The organism is Arsukibacterium sp. UBA3155, assembly GCA_002364615.1.
Classification (GTDB): domain Bacteria; phylum Pseudomonadota; class Gammaproteobacteria; order Enterobacterales; family Alteromonadaceae; genus Alishewanella.
The window spans coordinates 42,147-59,532 of the sequence record DEYP01000027.1; the positions used below are offsets into that span (position 1 = coordinate 42,147).

Here is a 17,386-nt window from a genome sequence, read left to right on the forward strand (position 1 = left end):
CGCCCTTTCGTTTAGTTTTGAGTAACGATCGCGGTATTAAAGTCACCCTGCTGAGTAATACTCATGATATTACCATTGCCATACTGCTCACCTAACACCAGGTTGTCGTTACCAAGCTGACTTATTGCTACAGTACCATTCTCTCCGGAAAGTGCAAAGTATCCATCATTGCCGGCTACCCAGTTACCATTGCCCTCTTGTAAAATGTCAGCAAAGTTACCGCTACCCTCAACCAGCATATCTACCAGGTTGAGATCCCCATCCTGTGCAATAGCAATACTGTTTTCTACAACCACAACCTCACTGGTAATAAATACTTCGTTCATATTACCCATTTGATCAACACTGATATCGTTATCAATACCAACCACATCAACTACAGCAAAGTTATCATCGCCCCGCTGCATGATGTCAGTGTTATTATCAAAACCAAACAAGGCTACACCGGCAATATTGTTGTTACCGCGACTGTATATATCTGCACTGTTGCCATCCATACCCAGCACCATTTCAGCGGTGTTCATGTCACCATCCTGATAAATCGTTAAATCGTGATTGTCACCGTCTGTCGCTACTACCGCATAGTTCTCAGTGCCATCTTGGCGAACATCAATCAGGTTATTATTGCCAACCAGACCCAGTGGCGCTTCCACCAGATTGCTGACACCAGTTTGATCAATCAGGATCCAGTTGGTGTCGCCGGTTACAGGTTCCACCAGAAAAACGTTATCGGTTCCATCCTGTTTAACATCAATCAGGTTGTCGTTGCCAGTAACATTGGTTGCGATAAAGGCATTTAGCATGCCTTCCTGCTGCACATAAATGGCGTTGTCATCACCAGTTAAACCAATTACACCACCGACGTTCTGGTCTCCAAACTGCTCCGCTTCAAATTCATTGGCATTACCTGCTGCGCCGAGCATAGCTGCTTCGTTACTATCTCCTTCCTGATAGCTGTAAAACATGTTGTCATTGCCGGTAAAGTCGGCATTCGACCAGTTGCTGTTACCGCTTTGCTCAATTTCGGCAACATTCATGTCGCCGACTAAAGTAGCGAAGGCTTCGTTTAAATCACCCGCCTGAAAAACAACGGCATCATTAACATTACCTTCTATAATAATTGCCGCCTGATTGTAAAATCCGTCCTGGGTAACCGTAACGATGTTATCATTACCAATAATATCGCTGGAAGCGATGTGCCAATCGGCGAATTGTTCCATCCGCACCGAGTTATCGTTGCCAGTATTAAAACTGTAGGCTTCCAACCACAGACCATTCTGCAAAACACTGCCATAGTTTAATTCACCAACTTGCTCAATAATGGCGAGATTGGCGTTGCCACCCGTATTGGTTTGAGTTATTTCAGCAGTATTACCTTCTCCAGAACCGGCTGCTGAGCTTTGCAGAATAATAGCTTCGTTCTCTGCCATGACATTTCCTGCAAAACACAAAGCAATTGCCATACCTAATAGATGTTTACGCGGTTTAATAAGGTTCATGTGATTCTCCCTGAGTCTCTTATTAGTATTGAATTATTGAGATTTCAGCTCCGTTGCCAATCTGTTCAATCGAAAAACTGCGGTTTCCCCATTGCTCTAACTGGATCAGGTTGCTCTCTCCCTGCTGTAAAATATCAGCACTGTTGTTGTTACCAAACTGCCGGATCTGTGCCTGATTACCGCTGCCATACTGCTGCAGAAAAATCTGGTTAAGCACACCTTGTTGTAATAAAACAGCATAATTAGCATCGCCACCTTGCGTTACATCAGCAACATTCAAATCGCCCAGCTGAGTAATATCAACTCCATTAGCTAACGCATGACGCTCAATTAGTGAAGTTAACTGTACTGAAACATCTGCAAACGCCCACCCGCTGGTTGCGACTCCAACCATCAGAATTAACACCTTAACATTTACATTTAGCACAAATATTCCTTCATTCATTATTACAACTTCCAGACTAAAGAGATATTTAAAAGCCACAATAGGACAAATGTTTTATTTTTTATTACAATTCATCAATCGCAAAAATAATTTATATTATATTAAATACAGCATCTTACGATCGCCTGGTTAACATGTGACCGCCCTTAGCTACTAATCCATTAGTACTATTTTTATTCATATATGAGCAAATTGTTAATATTCATGCTAATGCTTATTAGTGCAGTAAGTAAGCATATTTTTTACAAATAATTAAAATAGGAACTACTATGTCCAAGCAAAAAATTCTGGCGTTAGCGGTTACCGCAGCGCTGTGTTCCGGTTCAGCATTCGCGGCGAATAACGCTGCACAGGCCGATGATTCTATTCTCATCATGTTCAAACCTGGCGTATCCAAACAAGAACGTGTTTCTATTGTAAAACGCAGCGGTGCCAGTCTGCGGCAGCTCGATACTCAGGGACGTGACATTAAAATGCGGCATATTGCGGATGGGCGCATTGCCAAAATCAAGGTTCCTAAAGGCATTAATCGTGATTTCTTAATTAAACAACTTGCCTCCAACCCGGCGATTGAAGTAGCTGAACCGAATTATCTGGTAAAAGCATTAGCAGCCCCTCTTGCGGTTCCTAATGATCCCCGATTTGGTGAAATGTGGTCGTTAAACAATACCGGCCAGAATGGCGGTACGGCAGGTGCCGATATCGGTGCTGTTGCAGCCTGGGATATCACCACCGGTAGTCGTGACGTGGTTATAGGCGTAATCGATTCAGGGATGGATTACAATCATCCCGATTTAATTCCAAACCGCTGGGAAAATGACGGCAGCTATCCTGGACACCCATATGGTTATTCAACGTTAAACGAAAATAACGATCCAATGGACAGCGATAGCCATGGCACACATGTTGCCGGCACTATCGGTGCTGGTGGAGACAATGGTATTGGTATAACCGGTGTCAACTGGAACGTAACGTTACTGCCTTGTCAGTTTCTTGGTCCCACGGGTGGTAGTACAGCAGGTGCTATCGAATGTATTGATTACTATACCGACTTAAAAACAAATTACGGTGTAAACGTTAAAGCGACGAATAACTCCTGGGGTGGTGGTGGTTTCTCTGAAACATTGCGCGCCGCCATTCAATCAGGTGGCGATGCCGGTATTTTATTTATTGCGGCGTCGGGCAATGATGGCGCTGATGCTGATGTCAGCCCCATGTATCCGGCAGGATACGATCTTGATGTTATTGTCTCAGTAGCCTCTACCGACCGGCTGGATAATTTATCAGTATTTGCAGTCGGTGCGTCTAATTACGGCGCAACGTCAGTGGATCTGGGGGCACCAGGTTCAGATATTTTATCAACTGTTCCGGGCAACAATTATGCGGTGTTCTCTGGTACATCAATGGCCTCGCCTCATGTAGCCGGCGCCGCAGCAATGTTATGGTCTATAAATCCTGACATCACGCCACTTGAGATGAAAGCGATTCTGATGGACAGTGGTGATGAACTTGCTTCTCTTGATGGTAAAACGGTTTCTGGCAAGCGTTTAAATCTGGTAAACGCGCTGGCAGATGCGGACCCGACCCCGAGTTTCCGCTTAGCATTATCTCCCCGCAGCCAGCAGATAACCGCAGGTGATACTGCTGAGTTTACTCTTGACGTTGGTAATCTGGCCGACTGGATGGGCGATGTAGAGCTGAGCGTCAGTGTCGACCCAAGTATTGAAGGCGTCAGCTTATCAGCTGAAACCGCACAACCGGGTGATACGGTTACTGTCTTGGTACCGACCATGGCTGAAACGCCATGGGGCGATTATCTGGTTACTGTAACGGGTATTGATGCAGCAGACCCTGCAGTAGTTAAAAGCGTGTCTGCAACACTGGTCGTATTGCCGCAAGGTCTGGCTGATTTCAGTTTTGAGAACACGAATCCTGTTGCTATCCCTGATAACAACGCCACTGGTATTGAAAGTGTTATCAACGTACCAAATGAAGGAACCGTATTTAACGTTGAAGCTGGCGTTAATATCACCCATACCTGGCGTGGCGACCTGGTTGTTAGCCTGACATCTCCGCAAGGCACAGAAATCACCCTTCATAACCGTAGTGGCGGCAGTGCAGACGACTTAGTTGAAAGCTGGACCGTCGACACCTTTAATGGTGAGCCGATGCAGGGTGACTGGACCTTAAATGTATCTGATAATGCCGGTGCCGACTTAGGCACGTTAAACAGCTGGAACTTGACGATTACTGCACTTGGCGGTGACGTGGTCGATCCTGATCCGGTGGCACCCGCCGCAGACTTTAGCTTTGTTGCATCCGGACTGAATGTCGATTTCAGTGATAGTTCTACTGATGCTAATGATGATATTAGCAGCTGGAGCTGGGATTTCGGTGATGGTGCGGTATCTGATGTACAAAACCCAAGCCACACGTACGCGGCAGGAGGTAGTTATGAAGTTACGCTGATGGTTACAGACAGTACCGGCTTAACTGACATGACAAGCCAGATGGTTACCCTGGTTGAGAGTGATATTAGTCTGACATTGCATCGGGCAATCAGAGCTCGTACCGGCTCTACCATCGTTGACTTACGCTGGACGGGTGCCACAGGAAACCTGGATCTGTATCGCGATGGTGATTATATCGAAACAATCGAAAACGATGGCAGACATCGTGACCGGTTTAATTCGATGGCGGCTTCAGCAACCTATACCCTGTGCCTGGAAGGCACGATGGTATGCTCAGCTGATTTAACCGTAGATTTCTGAAATTCCATTTCTTCTGACTCTTAAGGCAGCTTCGGCTGCCTTATTCTTTAGTTGATCCTTACCGTAGAGCGGCTAGTATAGAGGATATAATTCAGCAGTAAGGAATCAGCGTGCTAGCGCAATTACATCAGGTTGAACACAGTCTTAATCAGGTTATTCTTGGTAAACAACAGCAAATTCGCCTGGCGTTATGTTGTTTACTCGCTGAAGGACATTTACTGCTCGAAGACCTTCCCGGCCTTGGCAAAACCACCCTGGCTCATGCGCTCGCTAACAGCCTGGGTCTGAGTTACCGGCGGGTGCAATTTACCAGTGATTTACTGCCCGCAGATTTAACCGGTATTAGCATATATGATACCCGGTCACAACAATTTCACTTTCAGCCGGGTCCGGTATTCTCTCAGGTGTTACTGGCAGATGAAATTAATCGCGCCAGCCCGAAAACCCAAAGTGCCTTGCTAGAGGCGATGGAAGAGCGCCAGGTTAGTACGGATGGTCAAACCCGGCCATTACCCAGTCCTTTCTTTGTTATTGCCACCCAGAACCCGTTATTTCATGCCGGAACCTCTGCATTACCTGAATCGCAGCTAGACCGTTTTTTAATGCGTTTGTCGTTAGGTTTTCCGGAGCGGGCCGCTGAACATCAGTTGCTTGTCGATGATAGCAAGGGCTCGCGTCTGCAATTTTTAACACAACAACTGGACAGCAATACGCTGCAAAGCCTGCAGCAACAACTTAGTTCGGTTAATGTCAGTGATGCCGTTATTGATTACTTACTCAGCTTGGTAGATGCCAGTCGCACTCGCAATGATATGTTGCCGCTATCGCCGCGCGCCTCCAAAGCCCTGTTAAGAGCAAGCAAAGCTCATGCTTTAATCACTGGCCGTGATTTTGTCACCGCCGATGACGTGCAGCAGGTATTCCCATCGGTGGCAGAACACCGGCTGGATCCACGTTCCAGTGCGGCAAGTCATTCGCATAGCGAACTATTACTTGAGCAAACTGTTTGCCCGTTATGAACCACCTGAAACGAGGGTTACAGCAGTGGTTTCGTAAGCAGTTTAATAATTGGCTGAATAAGCGACAACCACCAGCCAGAGAAGTCACCCTAAGCCAGAAGATCATTTATATTCTGCCCAGCCGCTTCGGGCTCTGGTATATTTTGCTGCTTATCCTGCTGTATTTACTAGGAACTAACTATCAAAATAATTTAATTTTATTAATGAGTTATATGTTGGTATCGGTGTTGCTTTTAGCACTGACGTTAGCCTGGCGTAACTTACACCACATTACAGTGAGCTGTGCGCCGGTGTTAACGGCTTATGCAACAGAAACGCTGATGGTGCCGGTATCATTACAAACACCGGATCCAAAACAGCAAATACAATGTTATTTTACTTCTAAGCAGCAGCCGTCGGTGCTTGCCGATGTCAATATGCGGGCAATGGTGCCGCTGGTGGTAGAAAAACGAGGTTATTTTCCATTACCACGGCTTACCATTCATAGTTATTATCCATTTGGTTTATTTAATTGCAAAAGCATGCTAATGCTTGATTATCATTTCTGGGTATTTCCAACACCGCTACCATCAGAGTCGGCGGATGCCTTGGCTGAAAATAGCGGTAATAAAAACCAGGTTGCAGAGGATTACGACACGATCCGTAGCTACCAGGCTGGAGATAGCTTAAAACTAATGCTGTGGAAGCGGCTGGCCCGTGATCCAGCCAACCCGGTTGTCAAACATGCTCCCAGCGTACCTTTACCAGAACCTGACTGGATAACCATTCCAGCGGTTACCGGGGCAGCCCTTGAGTTAGCGCTGTCAAAGGCCTGTTATACGATGTTGCAACTGGAACAACGCAGTAAACCCTATGGTCTGCGGATACGAAGCAAAAGTATCAGTCCGTCCTGTGGCCAGCAGCATTTACAACGCTGTCTGCGGGAGTTAGCGTTATGCTAGTGCTATTAAACCGCCAGGCGATAGTCTCTTTTAGTATTATTTTACTGGCCATCATTGTATTACTTCATCAGGCGTTACCGCTATGGTACAGCGCTATTTTAGTGCTGCTGCTGGGGTACCGCTGGCCGTTGCAGCGAAGCGGGAGCAAGGTTAATAAGCTGAAACGCGTCAATATAATTGCGGCGCTCATCCTGCTGTTATTGCTTATCAGCCTGAAACAAAGCGGTGTTTTTCACTTTATGTTACAAATATTGCTGCTGTCTGCGGTAAGTCGCATGGTGTTGATCCGTCAGCGTCATGATAGTCATCAGTTGCTCTGGGTACTGTATTTCCTGTTGGCCTGCTGTTTTATTTTTTATCAGAGTATATTGTTAAGCTTGCTCATTCTTGCATTGTTGCTTTTCACTCTTCATCAGCACTATCAACTTTACGCCAGCAAACAACTTCGACTGCAGTGGTTACAGCTGGGAAAAGCGTTATTGCTTACGTTTCCAATATGGATCTCATTATTTCTATTGTTCCCGCGCTTACAACCCTTGTGGCGGATCCCAACGGCAGACTCAGCAATAACCGGCCTGGCAGATAGTCTGGATCCTGGAAGCATTGAGAATCTGGTCCAAAGCGACACACTGGCGTTCCGGGCAATTTTCAGTGGGCCACTGCCGGCAAGACAGCAGTTATATTGGCGCGCGAAAGTATACGAAAATTTTGATGGTCGTAGCTGGACCGTGAACAAGCGGTTTGAAACTCGTCAAACAGTCACCCCACCAATTAATGAGAATAGCCTCGTTCAACGGGTTGATTATCAGATTATTACTGAAGTCAGTAACCAGCGAAGTGTGTTTGCACTGGGCGTACCGCTGCAACTAACCAATACTGTACGTCCTGTTGCTGCTTATCTTGCTGAAGCCCGCCGTCCCGTAAGCCAGCGCCTGAGCTATCAGGTTAGCAGTGACCTGTCAGCGATACCTGAAGATCATGCGACAGAGCCGCAACTGAATACCCGTACCACCAATGCCAACCCAAAAACCCGGGCGCTCGCTATCGAGTTGGCAAATAAAACGCAGTCAACTGCCGAATTAATCGGGCAAATAGGTGAGCTATTTCGCCAGCAACCTTATTTTTATAGTTTAAACCCACCTCGCCTGGGTGAAAACAGTATTGATGCCTTTTTGTTTAATACCCGCAGCGGATTTTGCAGTCACTACGCCTCGGCAACGGCAGTACTATTACGAGAAGCTGGTGTTCCGGCCAGAGTGGTCGGCGGTTATCAGGGTGGTGTCTGGCATGACGAACAGCAATATCTGGAAGTAAGGCAACGAGAAGCTCATGCCTGGGTCGAATATTTCGATAGCGGTGCCTGGCAACGATTTGATCCCACCGCCGTTATTGCACCCGAGCGCGTGCTCGCAGGACTGGATGCCGTGTTATCAGCAGAGGAACAGGACCAGTTACAGGCCAACTGGCGGCGTTTTTCTGCAGTTAATTACATCAATCAGCAACTGTTACATCTGGACTATTACTGGTCAGTTTGGGTATTAGGATTTGACGACAGCCAGCAATACAACCTGTGGCAACAACTAAAAGCGATTAGCAAGCTGTTGGCAATACTGAGTGGGATTGTCGTATTAATGATAGGAATATGGTGGTATCTGAAATATCAGCGGCAACCGGAAAAGTTTCCCGCGCCGGTTCGTTTAGTCAGGCGCTATTTGGGCAAGCTGATCCAGCATAAACCAGCAGGTCAGCATTTCAGCCAGTTTATTAATCAGCTGAAAATCCACAACCCGTACCACGCCCCCTTACTTGATAAGATAGACTCGTTGTATCAGCGGGCATTATTTGCCAATGATCCCGCCGCACTACTGCAGTTAAGAAAGCACTTAAAAGCTAATACAAAAAAACTTAACCGGTTAAACTGGCCGCAATAGCAGGCCAGTTAACGTTGACGGGTGATTACCGAGTGAGATTAGCGGGTAGCCAGAATACGCAGGGCCGTCTGGATATGCTCTGCGCAGTGCACGCCCAAGTCGGTTAAATAACCACCATCAGTCTGGGTGAGTAACCCTTTAGCATGTAAGCGGGCAATGGCATCCCGGGTTTCATTATCTGCATCCTTATGAACTTTCAACCCTTCCATTTGTGAGTCAAGGTTATATAAATTCAGAATTTTTATCTCAGCATTCAGCTCAGGTGTTACTGGCATAGCGTACATCCTCTGTTGTTAGCAGATTCAAGATAGCCGTTATCGACAAATATTGGCAGCCTTTTCTGCACAATTTTATCGATTTACCGGCGTTCTGCGCAGGGGACATTGCCATTCCCGAAGACTCTGTCAGCCAGCGTCGCTCAAAATATGTTTTTTTCCAATAAGTTTATCCCTTAAGTTGCTCAGTCAGCGCTTGCAGACAAAGTGCAATGTTTTCATGCCGTGCACCATAGCCCATTAACCCAATACGCCAGGTTTTTCCGGCCATCTCGCCAAGGCCGGCGCCAAGCTCCAGATTATAGTGCTCAAGCAGCGCAGTTCGCAGCGGAGCATCGTCCACACCTTGCGGTATATACACTTGGTTTAATTGAGGCAAGCGGTATGGCTCTGCTACCACAAACTGCAGACCCAGCTTCGTTAAGCCTTCAGCCAGCAACTTATGCATGGTCTGATGGCGCTGCCATGCTTGCTCCAGCCCTTCACTTGCCAGTATGCGCAGCGCTTCATGCAGTGCATACAAGCTGTTAACTGGCGCGGTATGATGATAACTGCGTTTGCCCTGGCCGCTCCAGTAGGCCATCACCAGACTTTGATCTAAAAACCAGCTTTGTACCGGGGTTTTACGCTGCTGAATTTTAGCAACAGCACGTGGCGAAAACGACACCGGCGACAAGCCCGGTACACAGGATAAACATTTCTGACTACCTGAGTAAATGGCATCAATGCCCCACTCGTCCACTCTGAGCTCAACGCCCCCTAGCGAGGTAACGGCATCAACAATAGATAGACAATCATATTGCCGGGCTAAGACACACAGGGTTTTAGCGTCACTCAATGCACCGGTAGACGTTTCAGCATGTACAAAAGCAACGAATCGCGCATCAGGATGTTGTTTTAGTGCATCCTCAACATGTTGCGGGTTGACCGGCTCACCCCAGGCGTTGTCCACACACACCGCAACACCGCCACAGCGCTCGACATTCTGGCGCATCCGCTCACCAAATACGCCGTTACGACAGACAATAACCTTTTCACCGGGTTCTACCAGATTTACAAAGCAGGTTTCCATGCCGGCACTGCCGGGCGCAGACACCGCGATGGTCATTGGGTTTTGCGTTTGAAAGGCGTATTGCAATAGTTGCTTCAGCTCATCCATCATGCCAATAAACAGCGGGTCTAAATGGCCTACTGTCGGCCTGGCTTGCGCAGCCAGTACCTGCGGATAGACATCGGAGGGCCCCGGGCCCATTAAAATACGGCGTGGCGGATTGAATGTGGCAATGGCAGGGGCTGGTAACAGTGCCTGCGGTGTTGTCTGTTGCTTTGCCTGTTGCATAAAAACTCCGGCTAATGATTTTGCTTACCATAGCAAAACCAGCGGTTCATGCCACTACTGTTCGGCTATTGCCGCTATTCAAAGGATTAATAGTAACCGATTGCTACTTTTGCCTGGCGTATTTAACTGCAAAAGAAAAAGGCCCCTGCTGCGGGACCTTCTGTTACCGTGTAGCGATGATAATAATTAGAACTCGCGGCGGTTTCGCAGCGCTTCAATCCGTTTTTCCAAAGGTGGATGGGTCAGCAGCAACTCAGACTTTGGTTTTTTACCGGCAATACCAAAAGCCATTAAACTGCCTTCCAGCCGGCTTTCATGGTTATTTTTAAGTCGTTCCAGTGCCGCGACCATTTTATCTGGCCCTTCTAAGCGCGCCGCACCGGCATCGGCACGGTATTCACGCTGGCGTGAAAACCACATGACAATAATGCTAGCCAGAAAACCAAATACAATTTCCAGCACGATAACAATACCAAAATAAGCAAAAGTACCCAGCTGCTGATTGTTATTGCGGATGGCACCGGCAATTAAACGGGCAAAGAAAATAACAAAGGTATTTACCACGCCCTGGATCAGGGTCAGGGTGACCATATCGCCGTTAGCAATGTGCGACACTTCATGGGCCAGTACGGCTTCCACTTCATCTTGTTTCATATTGCGCAGCAAGCCGGTACTTACCGCCACTAGCGCCGCATTGCGGTTCATCCCGGTAGCAAACGCATTCATCTCTGGCGAATCATATACCGCTACCTCCGGCATACCGATACCCGCTTTCTGGGCCTGACGCTCGACAGTACGCATCAGCCATTGTTCGGTAGCATTACGAGGCTGGGTAATAACCACCGCGCCGGTAGAACGCTTAGCCATCCATTTTGACAACGCAAGCGATATAAAAGAGCCGCCAAAACCAAATATGGCTGCAAAAACCAACAACCCGCTGATACTGCTGTGATCTATTCCTAAAAAGCTGAAAACGATATTCAGTACAATACTCAGTACTACAATAACCGCCAGGTTCGTTGCCAGAAACAGCAAAACTCTTTTCATATAACCCTACCTCAGTGACTTAACTGCTATCAATATATGGGCTGCTAACTGAATTTCAAATTAAGCCGTGCCGAAAATTTGTAAGAAAACATGTTTGCCTGCACGCATTTCGCTACAATAACGGCCGAAACTGCCAATTCAATCGGAGAACGTCATGCAATTATTACTATTAAGCAGCTCGCGTGCCCACAACAGCGAGTATCTGGCGCCTTATATGCCTTGGCTTAAATCGCAGCTAAAAGGCATAGACGAACTGCTTTTTATACCTTATGCCGGCGTTACTATTAACGGCGATGCTTATCTTAAGCAAGTTGCCAGCGCCTTAGCGCCATTAAACATAAAAGTCACTAGTTTGCACCAGCATTCACAGCCCAAAGAAGCAATTAGCAAAGCACAAGCGATTGCCGTGGGTGGCGGCAATACTTTTCAGCTACTTAATAAGTTATATCAACAAGATATCGTTAAGCTTATAAGGCAACGCGTAACCTGTGGGGTGCCGTATATTGGCTGGAGCGCCGGTTCTAACATTTCGGGTCTGAGCATTCGCACCACCAATGATATGCCGATTGTTGAACCGGCATCATTTAACGCATTACAGCTATTACCGCTGCAGTTAAATCCGCATTACAGCGACTATAAGCCTGAGGGGTTTCACGGCGAAACCCGCGATATGCGCCTGGCAGAGTTTATGGTGTTAAACCCGTCTACACCGACTATCGCCTTACCGGAAGGTACTGCATTACAACGTAATGGCGATAGCTTAACCCTGCTGGGTAGTGGCGGCGGTTATTTATTTAAAGGCGGCGAGAAAACAGTAATAGCGGAAAACAGCGATCTATCTTATTTATTAAATTAGAAAAAACGACGTAAAAAAGCGGGAACGAAAGCAAATCGGCGCAGATGGTCGGTTACAATATAGGCTACGTTCTGGTAGTGGTAACGCAGCTTGCATAAATACTGTTGTAGAGCTTAGCTTATATTGCGACCTGAAGTTTTAAGCAAATTTCTGGCTAAATTCACACCCAACTGCGTTTGATCTTCTGGGTCATACGGCACCACACCTAAACACGGCGTGCTAATTCGCTGCTGTAAATCAGCAATATTTTGCGGTAAAAGCGCCATATCCGGATCGATACAGTTGGCAACCCAACCCACCAGAGTGCAGCCGCTGCGGGCAATTTCCCGCACCGTTAGCATGGCATGGTTCAGGCAGCCTAGTTTCATTCCCACCACCAATACTACCGGCAGTTGGTGCTCGGCCACCCAGTCAGCTAAGTAACGCTCGTTACTAATAGGCAATAGCCAACCACCTGCACCTTCAACTAATAACTGTTGTATAGGTAACTGTTGCCAGCTGGCCAGCGTCTGACTAAGTGTTGCTTCGTTAATTGGCTGCTGTTCGTTAATCGCCGCCAGATGCGGTGCGACCGGCGCCTGATAGCATATCGGATTCACCACATCATAGGGTAACGCGATACCAGATTGACGCCGTAGCAGTAACGCGTCACTATTGCAGCCCTGCGCGTCGGCTCCCGCGGCTATTGGCTTTACCCCCGCAGCAGTGATATCGAGAGCTTTGAAACCTTGCAATAGTATACTGCAGACATAACTCTTGCCAGCATCCGTGTCGGTACCGGTAACAAAGTAACAATTAGCTGGCATTCTTAGTCCCCGTAATAAATAACACCTGATAACTGGCCGGTAAACCCTGGGCCGTCCGATGCTTTTCATAGGCCGCAGCAAGCTTTTGCCAGTAACCTTTGCCGGTTAAACCGGTTGCACTTCGCCCGGCAACCTGATTAGCGCCTAAAGCTTTTAACTCGCGTGCCAGGCTTTTTACGTCAGGGTAATACAATGGGTAGTTTCGCTGCTCAAAGTGCCAGTTAACCTGTGACACGGTGCCAGCTGCCTTAATCAGTTCAGCTTCGGGTAAAAATAGCTGAGTATGCGCCCTGCTATCCAACGTCGCAAAAGCCGCCTGTAGCTCCTGCAACGTGCCCTGCACCAAAGTGGTGATAACCAACTGGCCGCCCGGGGCCAGCACTCTGGCGGCCTCGGCCAAAACGGCTTCAGGCCTTTGGCACCACTGCAGCATTAAACTGGAAAACAACTTATCAAACTGTGCTGTGGCCAGCGGCAAAGCTGCGGCGTCGGCCTGAATATAAGCCGTGGCTAAGTGTAAACTCCGGGCCTTGCTTAACATGCCAGCACTTAAATCGACGGCGCTAAATTCATCACAATAGTTTTTTAACTCAGGGTGGATCCAGCCCGGACCGCAGCCTAAATCGAGCAATTTACCGCTATGGTTGGCGGATAACATCGCAAGTGCGGTTAATGCCACCTGCTGCTGTAAACGCGCAGCATCAGCGTAGCTCTCGCATGCCTTACCAAAGCTGTCAGCCACCTGTTTTAAAAAAATACTTTCGCTTTGAGCTGCAGGCTCACATAGGCGGGGTGTTAAACGGGAGATCATGACAACAAACGCCTCAATTGCTGCACCAGCAGCGCAATATCCTCATCACTGTGCTGGCTGCTCAGGGTAATTCTTAAGCGGGCGCTACCAACGGGTACCGTCGGTGGCCGGATGGCGGTTAGCCAGATGCCGACTCCTTTTAACTGCTCGCTGGCCTTAGCTGCCTGCTCGCTGCTACCGAGCACCACTCCCTGAATGGCGGTATCGGAAACCATAATGGGCAAATCTGCGGCCAGCTTTCGGAATTTCTGAATGTTGCTGTGAAGCTTATCGCGCCGCCAGTTTTGCTTGCGGCACAGTGCGATACTTTTTACAACCGCAGCACAGGTTGCCGGCGATAACGCCGTACTGTAAATATAGTGCCGGCCAAATTGTTCAATATAATCGATAACTGTTTTGCTAGCGCCGAGAAACGCCCCGGCCACCCCCAATGCTTTGCCAAAATTGGCCATCAGGCAGAACAGCTCGTTGTTTGCTACACCTTGCGCCGGCCCGCTGCCCTGACCTTCCGTGCCTTTAACGCCCAAACCATGCGCATCGTCCAGCAGCAGTGGTACCCTGTGCTGCTGACACAATCTGTGCAACGCTGCCAGATCGGGGCTGTCGCCGTCCATGCTGAAGACGCCTTCAGTTACCACCATCGATTGTGGCTGTTGTTGTAATAAACGCGCCAACGCGCTCATGTCATTGTGGGCGAAGCGTTTCATGTTCGAAGCACTATGTAAGGCACCGTCTATCAGCGAGGCGTGGCTGAGTTTATCCAGCAATAAGGTATCGTCTTTTGCCGCCAACGTGTGCAACATGGCCTGGTTAGCGGCAAAACCAGAGGAAAATAACAGTACACGCTCCACGCCAAGCCAGTCACTGAGGGTCTCTGTTAACTGGCGGTGAATAGCATGCTGGCCGGTGACCAACGGTGAGCCACTGCTACCAGCACCGAATTTCAGGGCGCCGTCAGCATAAGCCTGCAATACCTCAGGTGCGGTAGCCAGTCCCAGATAGTCGTTACCGGAGAAATTAAGGTATGGCTGACCGTTAATAGTAATAAGCCGACCATTGTAATGTTCAACCGTAACAGGCTGGCGCATCAGCTGCCGGCCCTCGCGATCAGTAACAGCCTGTTGCAACTGCGCCAGTTTATTCTGCAGCATCGTTACTTAGCCGCTTTTCTACTGCGCTGCCATTATTACAGTGCAGCACGGTACAGCGGCGGGTTAGCCTGCTCGTTTAACGCATCGGCCATTGCCAGCTCGTGCGCTTCGTCTGAGACATCAGCACGCTGCTCTGGTTTAATGCCCAATTTGGCAAATAGCTGCATATCAGCATTAGCTTCCGGGTTATCGGTCGTCAGCAGTTTATCGCCGTAAAAAATAGAGTTAGCGCCGGCAAAAAAGCACAATGCCTGCATCTGCTCGTTCATGCGGGAGCGACCTGCCGACAGCCGAACGTGACTTTCTGGCAACATAATACGTGCGACGGCAATGGTGCGGATAAACTCAAAGCCGTCTAAATCTTCCACATTTTCCAGCGGAGTACCTTTTACTTTAACCAGCATATTAATGGGTACACTTTGCGGATGCTCCGGCAGGTTGGCCAGTTGCATCAGTAACGCAGAACGATCATTGGCACTTTCACCTAAACCAACAATACCGCCACAGCACACCTTCATGCCGGCATCGCGCACATGGCTTAGGGTGTCGAGACGATCCTGATAGGTGCGGGTGGTGATAATTTCACCATAAAACTCCGGGGAGGTATCCAGGTTATGGTTGTAGTAATCCAGGCCGGCCTGTGCCAGGGTCTGGGCCTGGCTGTTGTCGAGCATGCCTAACGTCATGCAGGTTTCCAGGCCCATGGCTTTCACGCCCTGCACCATTTCAATAATATACGGCATATCGCGCTGCTTCGGGTTACTCCAGGCCGCGCCCATACAAAAACGGCTGGCACCCTGCGATTTCGCTGCAGCAGCTTGCGTCAGCACCTTTTCCACTTCAATTAAACGCTCACGCTCTAACCCGGTATTGTAATGGCCGCTTTGCGGGCAATATTTACAATCTTCGGCACACGCCCCGGTTTTAATCGACAGTAAGGTGCTGATTTGCACTTCATTCGGGGTAAAATGCTGGCGATGCACCGTTTGCGCCTGAAATAATAAGTCATTAAACGGTAAGGCATAAAGTGCATTTACTTCAGCGAGAGTCCAGTTGTGTCGAACCTGAGCGGTGGCAGCTTGCATAGGGCGTATCCATTGTTGTTATGCGGTTTTTCGGCTAGTCTAACCGCCGGCTGCAGCTTGTCAACGCTGACCACCGCAAAAACTTTACTACTGGTTAATTTATGAGCATTAATTTATGAGCATTTGTTATGAAAGTTAACTTAGCATTTGATCGCGAACATATCTGGCATCCTTACACATCAATGCTCAATCCTTTGCCGGTGTATCCGGTAAGCCGGGCCGAGGGTTGTGAACTTATTCTGGAAAATGGCCAGCGTTTAATTGACGGTACCTCTTCCTGGTGGGCCGCTGCGCACGGTTACAACCACCCGGTTTTAAATGCGGCGGTCACTGAACAATTACAAAAGATGGCCCATGTGATGTTTGGCGGTATTACGCATCAGCCGGCTGTCAGCTTGTGTCAGCAGCTGGTGGAAATAACCCCGGCGGCGCTCACCAAAGTATTTTTAGCCGATAGCGGTTCGGTCGCAGTCGAAGTCGCCATCAAAATGGCGCTACAGTATTGGCTGGCAAGTGACACACCAGAAAAAACGAAACTGATCAGTCTGCGTAAGGGGTATCACGGTGATACCTTTGCTGCGATGGCGGTCTGTGATCCGGTAGATGGCATGCACGATATGTTTAGCGGCGTGCTGAATAAGCACTTTTTCCTACCGTCACCGGCCAGTGCTTTTGCGGGGGAATTTAACCCGGCGGATATGGCGCCGCTTGCAACATTGCTTGAACAAGAGCACCAGCAGATAGCGGCACTAATTCTGGAGCCGATTGTTCAGGGCTACGGCGGCATGCGTTTTTATCATCCTGAGTATTTACGTCAGGCCCGTGTATTGTGTGATCACTATAAGGTGTTGCTTATAGCTGATGAAATTGCCACCGGCTTTGGTCGCACCGGTAAATTGTTTGCCTGCGAGCATGCCGGCATTACTCCGGATATTATGTGTTTAGGTAAAGCCTTAAGTGGCGGCTATATCACCCTGGCTGCTACCCTTTGCACTGATGAAGTGGCACGCGGCATAAGCCAAAGCGCCGCGGGCGGTTTAATGCATGGCCCTACTTTTATGGCAAACCCGTTAGCCTGTGCAGTGGCCAATGCCAGTGTCGGTCTGATCCGCGCACATAAATGGCCTGCGCAGGTCGCCGCAATTGAGCAGCAGTTGCAGCACGAGTTGGCCCCTTGCAAAGCCCTGCCAGCCGTGCAAGAAGTGCGGGTACTTGGTGCCATTGGTGTATTGGAAATGCGGCAAAAAGTTGATGTTGCCAGGTTACAGCAGCAATTTGTTGAGCTGGGAGTATGGATCAGGCCGTTTAACAATCTTATTTATATTATGCCGCCTTTTACCATCAACCCAGCGCAGTTAACTACATTGACCTGCGCCATGGTCACTGTAGCCAAAGCGTGCAGCTAGTATG

At 48.5% G+C, this 17,386-nt stretch carries 15 protein-coding genes; 6 read left to right on the top strand and 9 right to left on the bottom strand.

Translation table 11 applies throughout. From position 1 onward, the window contains the following. Window positions 1-11: 11 nt before the first annotated feature. Together B2X65_RS14895 and B2X65_RS14900 are read right to left on the bottom strand one after the other, a co-directional pair. Window positions 12-1,499, bottom strand: coding sequence for a hypothetical protein (locus B2X65_RS14895; RefSeq protein ID WP_290613914.1), 1,488 nt, complete (start codon window positions 1,497-1,499; stop codon window positions 12-14). A 22-nt stretch (window positions 1,500-1,521) separates the two neighbouring features. Next, complete coding sequence (locus B2X65_RS14900) at window positions 1,522-1,926, bottom strand: curlin subunit CsgB (protein ID WP_290613916.1); 405 nt, start codon at window positions 1,924-1,926, stop codon at window positions 1,522-1,524. A 287-nt stretch (window positions 1,927-2,213) separates the two neighbouring features. Here B2X65_RS14900 and B2X65_RS14905 point away from each other — a divergent pair, with 287 nt between their 5' ends. The 4 genes from B2X65_RS14905 (at window position 2,214) to B2X65_RS14920 (ending at window position 8,606) form a co-directional block, all read left to right on the top strand. Beyond that, window positions 2,214-4,715, top strand: coding sequence for a S8 family serine peptidase (locus B2X65_RS14905; RefSeq protein ID WP_290613918.1), 2,502 nt, complete (start codon window positions 2,214-2,216; stop codon window positions 4,713-4,715). Window positions 4,716-4,825: 110 nt separating this feature from the next. Further along, window positions 4,826-5,734: an AAA family ATPase gene (locus B2X65_RS14910; protein ID WP_290613920.1), complete on the top strand. Its 909-nt coding sequence runs from the start codon at window positions 4,826-4,828 to the stop codon at window positions 5,732-5,734. Further along, window positions 5,731-6,675: a hypothetical protein gene (locus B2X65_RS14915; RefSeq protein WP_290613922.1), complete on the top strand. Its 945-nt coding sequence runs from the start codon at window positions 5,731-5,733 to the stop codon at window positions 6,673-6,675. Before B2X65_RS14910 ends, B2X65_RS14915 begins: the two co-directional genes overlap by 4 nt. Further along, the gene (locus tag B2X65_RS14920) at window positions 6,669-8,606 is read left to right on the top strand and encodes a DUF3488 and transglutaminase-like domain-containing protein (RefSeq protein WP_290613924.1); all 1,938 of its coding nucleotides are present in this window, start codon (window positions 6,669-6,671) and stop codon (window positions 8,604-8,606) included. Before B2X65_RS14915 ends, B2X65_RS14920 begins: the two co-directional genes overlap by 7 nt. Before the next feature lie 38 nt (window positions 8,607-8,644). Here the strand turns inward: B2X65_RS14920 and B2X65_RS14925 are convergent, their stop codons facing one another. The 3 genes from B2X65_RS14925 to htpX all read right to left on the bottom strand — a co-directional run bounded on the left by B2X65_RS14925 (window position 8,645) and on the right by htpX (window position 11,267). Beyond that, window positions 8,645-8,881, bottom strand: a complete 237-nt coding sequence (locus B2X65_RS14925) for a TIGR02647 family protein (protein WP_290613926.1) — start codon at window positions 8,879-8,881, stop codon at window positions 8,645-8,647. Between the two features lie 169 nt (window positions 8,882-9,050). Next, entirely contained in the window at window positions 9,051-10,133 is a 1,083-nt protein-coding gene (locus tag B2X65_RS14930; RefSeq protein WP_290614004.1) for a pyridoxal-phosphate-dependent aminotransferase family protein, read from the bottom strand. 273 nt (window positions 10,134-10,406) lie between these two features. Then, on the bottom strand, window positions 10,407-11,267 hold the full coding sequence (gene htpX / locus B2X65_RS14935) for a protease HtpX (protein ID WP_290613927.1): 861 nt from the start codon (window positions 11,265-11,267) through the stop codon (window positions 10,407-10,409). Between the two features lie 154 nt (window positions 11,268-11,421). On the opposite strand from htpX, the gene pepE reads away from it, so the two are divergent. Further along, complete coding sequence (gene pepE / locus B2X65_RS14940; protein ID WP_290613929.1) at window positions 11,422-12,123, top strand: dipeptidase PepE; 702 nt, start codon at window positions 11,422-11,424, stop codon at window positions 12,121-12,123. Window positions 12,124-12,236: 113 nt separating this feature from the next. On the opposite strand, the gene bioD is transcribed toward pepE, so the two are convergent. Genes bioD through bioB form a run of 4 tightly spaced genes read right to left on the bottom strand, consistent with a single transcriptional unit; the run spans window position 12,237 to window position 15,976 of the window. Next, window positions 12,237-12,929, bottom strand: coding sequence for a dethiobiotin synthase (bioD, locus tag B2X65_RS14945; RefSeq protein WP_290613931.1), 693 nt, complete (start codon window positions 12,927-12,929; stop codon window positions 12,237-12,239). Then, the gene (gene bioC, locus B2X65_RS14950; RefSeq protein ID WP_290613932.1) at window positions 12,919-13,740 is read right to left on the bottom strand and encodes a malonyl-ACP O-methyltransferase BioC; all 822 of its coding nucleotides are present in this window, start codon (window positions 13,738-13,740) and stop codon (window positions 12,919-12,921) included. The genes bioD and bioC overlap by 11 nt, the downstream gene beginning before the upstream one ends. Then, window positions 13,737-14,891 (bottom strand): aminotransferase class I/II-fold pyridoxal phosphate-dependent enzyme, encoded by a 1,155-nt coding sequence (locus B2X65_RS14955; protein WP_290613934.1) that lies wholly within the window; start codon window positions 14,889-14,891, stop codon window positions 13,737-13,739. Before B2X65_RS14955 ends, bioC begins: the two co-directional genes overlap by 4 nt. Window positions 14,892-14,926: 35 nt before the next feature. Continuing rightward, window positions 14,927-15,976: a biotin synthase BioB gene (gene bioB / locus B2X65_RS14960; protein WP_290613936.1), complete on the bottom strand. Its 1,050-nt coding sequence runs from the start codon at window positions 15,974-15,976 to the stop codon at window positions 14,927-14,929. 128 nt (window positions 15,977-16,104) lie between these two features. On the opposite strand from bioB, the gene bioA reads away from it, so the two are divergent. Then, window positions 16,105-17,382, top strand: coding sequence for an adenosylmethionine--8-amino-7-oxononanoate transaminase (gene bioA, locus B2X65_RS14965; protein WP_290613938.1), 1,278 nt, complete (start codon window positions 16,105-16,107; stop codon window positions 17,380-17,382). Window positions 17,383-17,386: the final 4 nt, after the last annotated feature.

Excerpts from the sequence above, each read along its gene's own strand:
- bioB (WP_290613936.1), bottom strand. The coding sequence starts at position 15,976 with ATGCAAGCTGCCACCGCTCAGGTTCGACACAACTGGACTCTCGCTGAA.
- B2X65_RS14930 (WP_290614004.1), bottom strand. The coding sequence starts at position 10,133 with ATGGGCCCGGGGCCCTCCGATGTCTATCCGCAGGTACTGGCTGCGCAA.
- bioC (WP_290613932.1), bottom strand. The coding sequence starts at position 13,740 with ATGATCTCCCGTTTAACACCCCGCCTATGTGAGCCTGCAGCTCAAAGC.
- B2X65_RS14925 (WP_290613926.1), bottom strand. The coding sequence starts at position 8,881 with ATGCCAGTAACACCTGAGCTGAATGCTGAGATAAAAATTCTGAATTTA.
- htpX (WP_290613927.1), bottom strand. The coding sequence starts at position 11,267 with ATGAAAAGAGTTTTGCTGTTTCTGGCAACGAACCTGGCGGTTATTGTA.
- bioA (WP_290613938.1), top strand. The coding sequence starts at position 16,105 with ATGAAAGTTAACTTAGCATTTGATCGCGAACATATCTGGCATCCTTAC.
- pepE (WP_290613929.1), top strand. The coding sequence starts at position 11,422 with ATGCAATTATTACTATTAAGCAGCTCGCGTGCCCACAACAGCGAGTAT.
- B2X65_RS14905 (WP_290613918.1), top strand. The coding sequence starts at position 2,214 with ATGTCCAAGCAAAAAATTCTGGCGTTAGCGGTTACCGCAGCGCTGTGT.
- bioD (WP_290613931.1), bottom strand. The coding sequence starts at position 12,929 with ATGCCAGCTAATTGTTACTTTGTTACCGGTACCGACACGGATGCTGGC.
- B2X65_RS14895 (WP_290613914.1), bottom strand. The coding sequence starts at position 1,499 with ATGAACCTTATTAAACCGCGTAAACATCTATTAGGTATGGCAATTGCT.
- B2X65_RS14955 (WP_290613934.1), bottom strand. The coding sequence starts at position 14,891 with ATGCTGCAGAATAAACTGGCGCAGTTGCAACAGGCTGTTACTGATCGC.
- B2X65_RS14920 (WP_290613924.1), top strand. The coding sequence starts at position 6,669 with ATGCTAGTGCTATTAAACCGCCAGGCGATAGTCTCTTTTAGTATTATT.
- B2X65_RS14915 (WP_290613922.1), top strand. The coding sequence starts at position 5,731 with ATGAACCACCTGAAACGAGGGTTACAGCAGTGGTTTCGTAAGCAGTTT.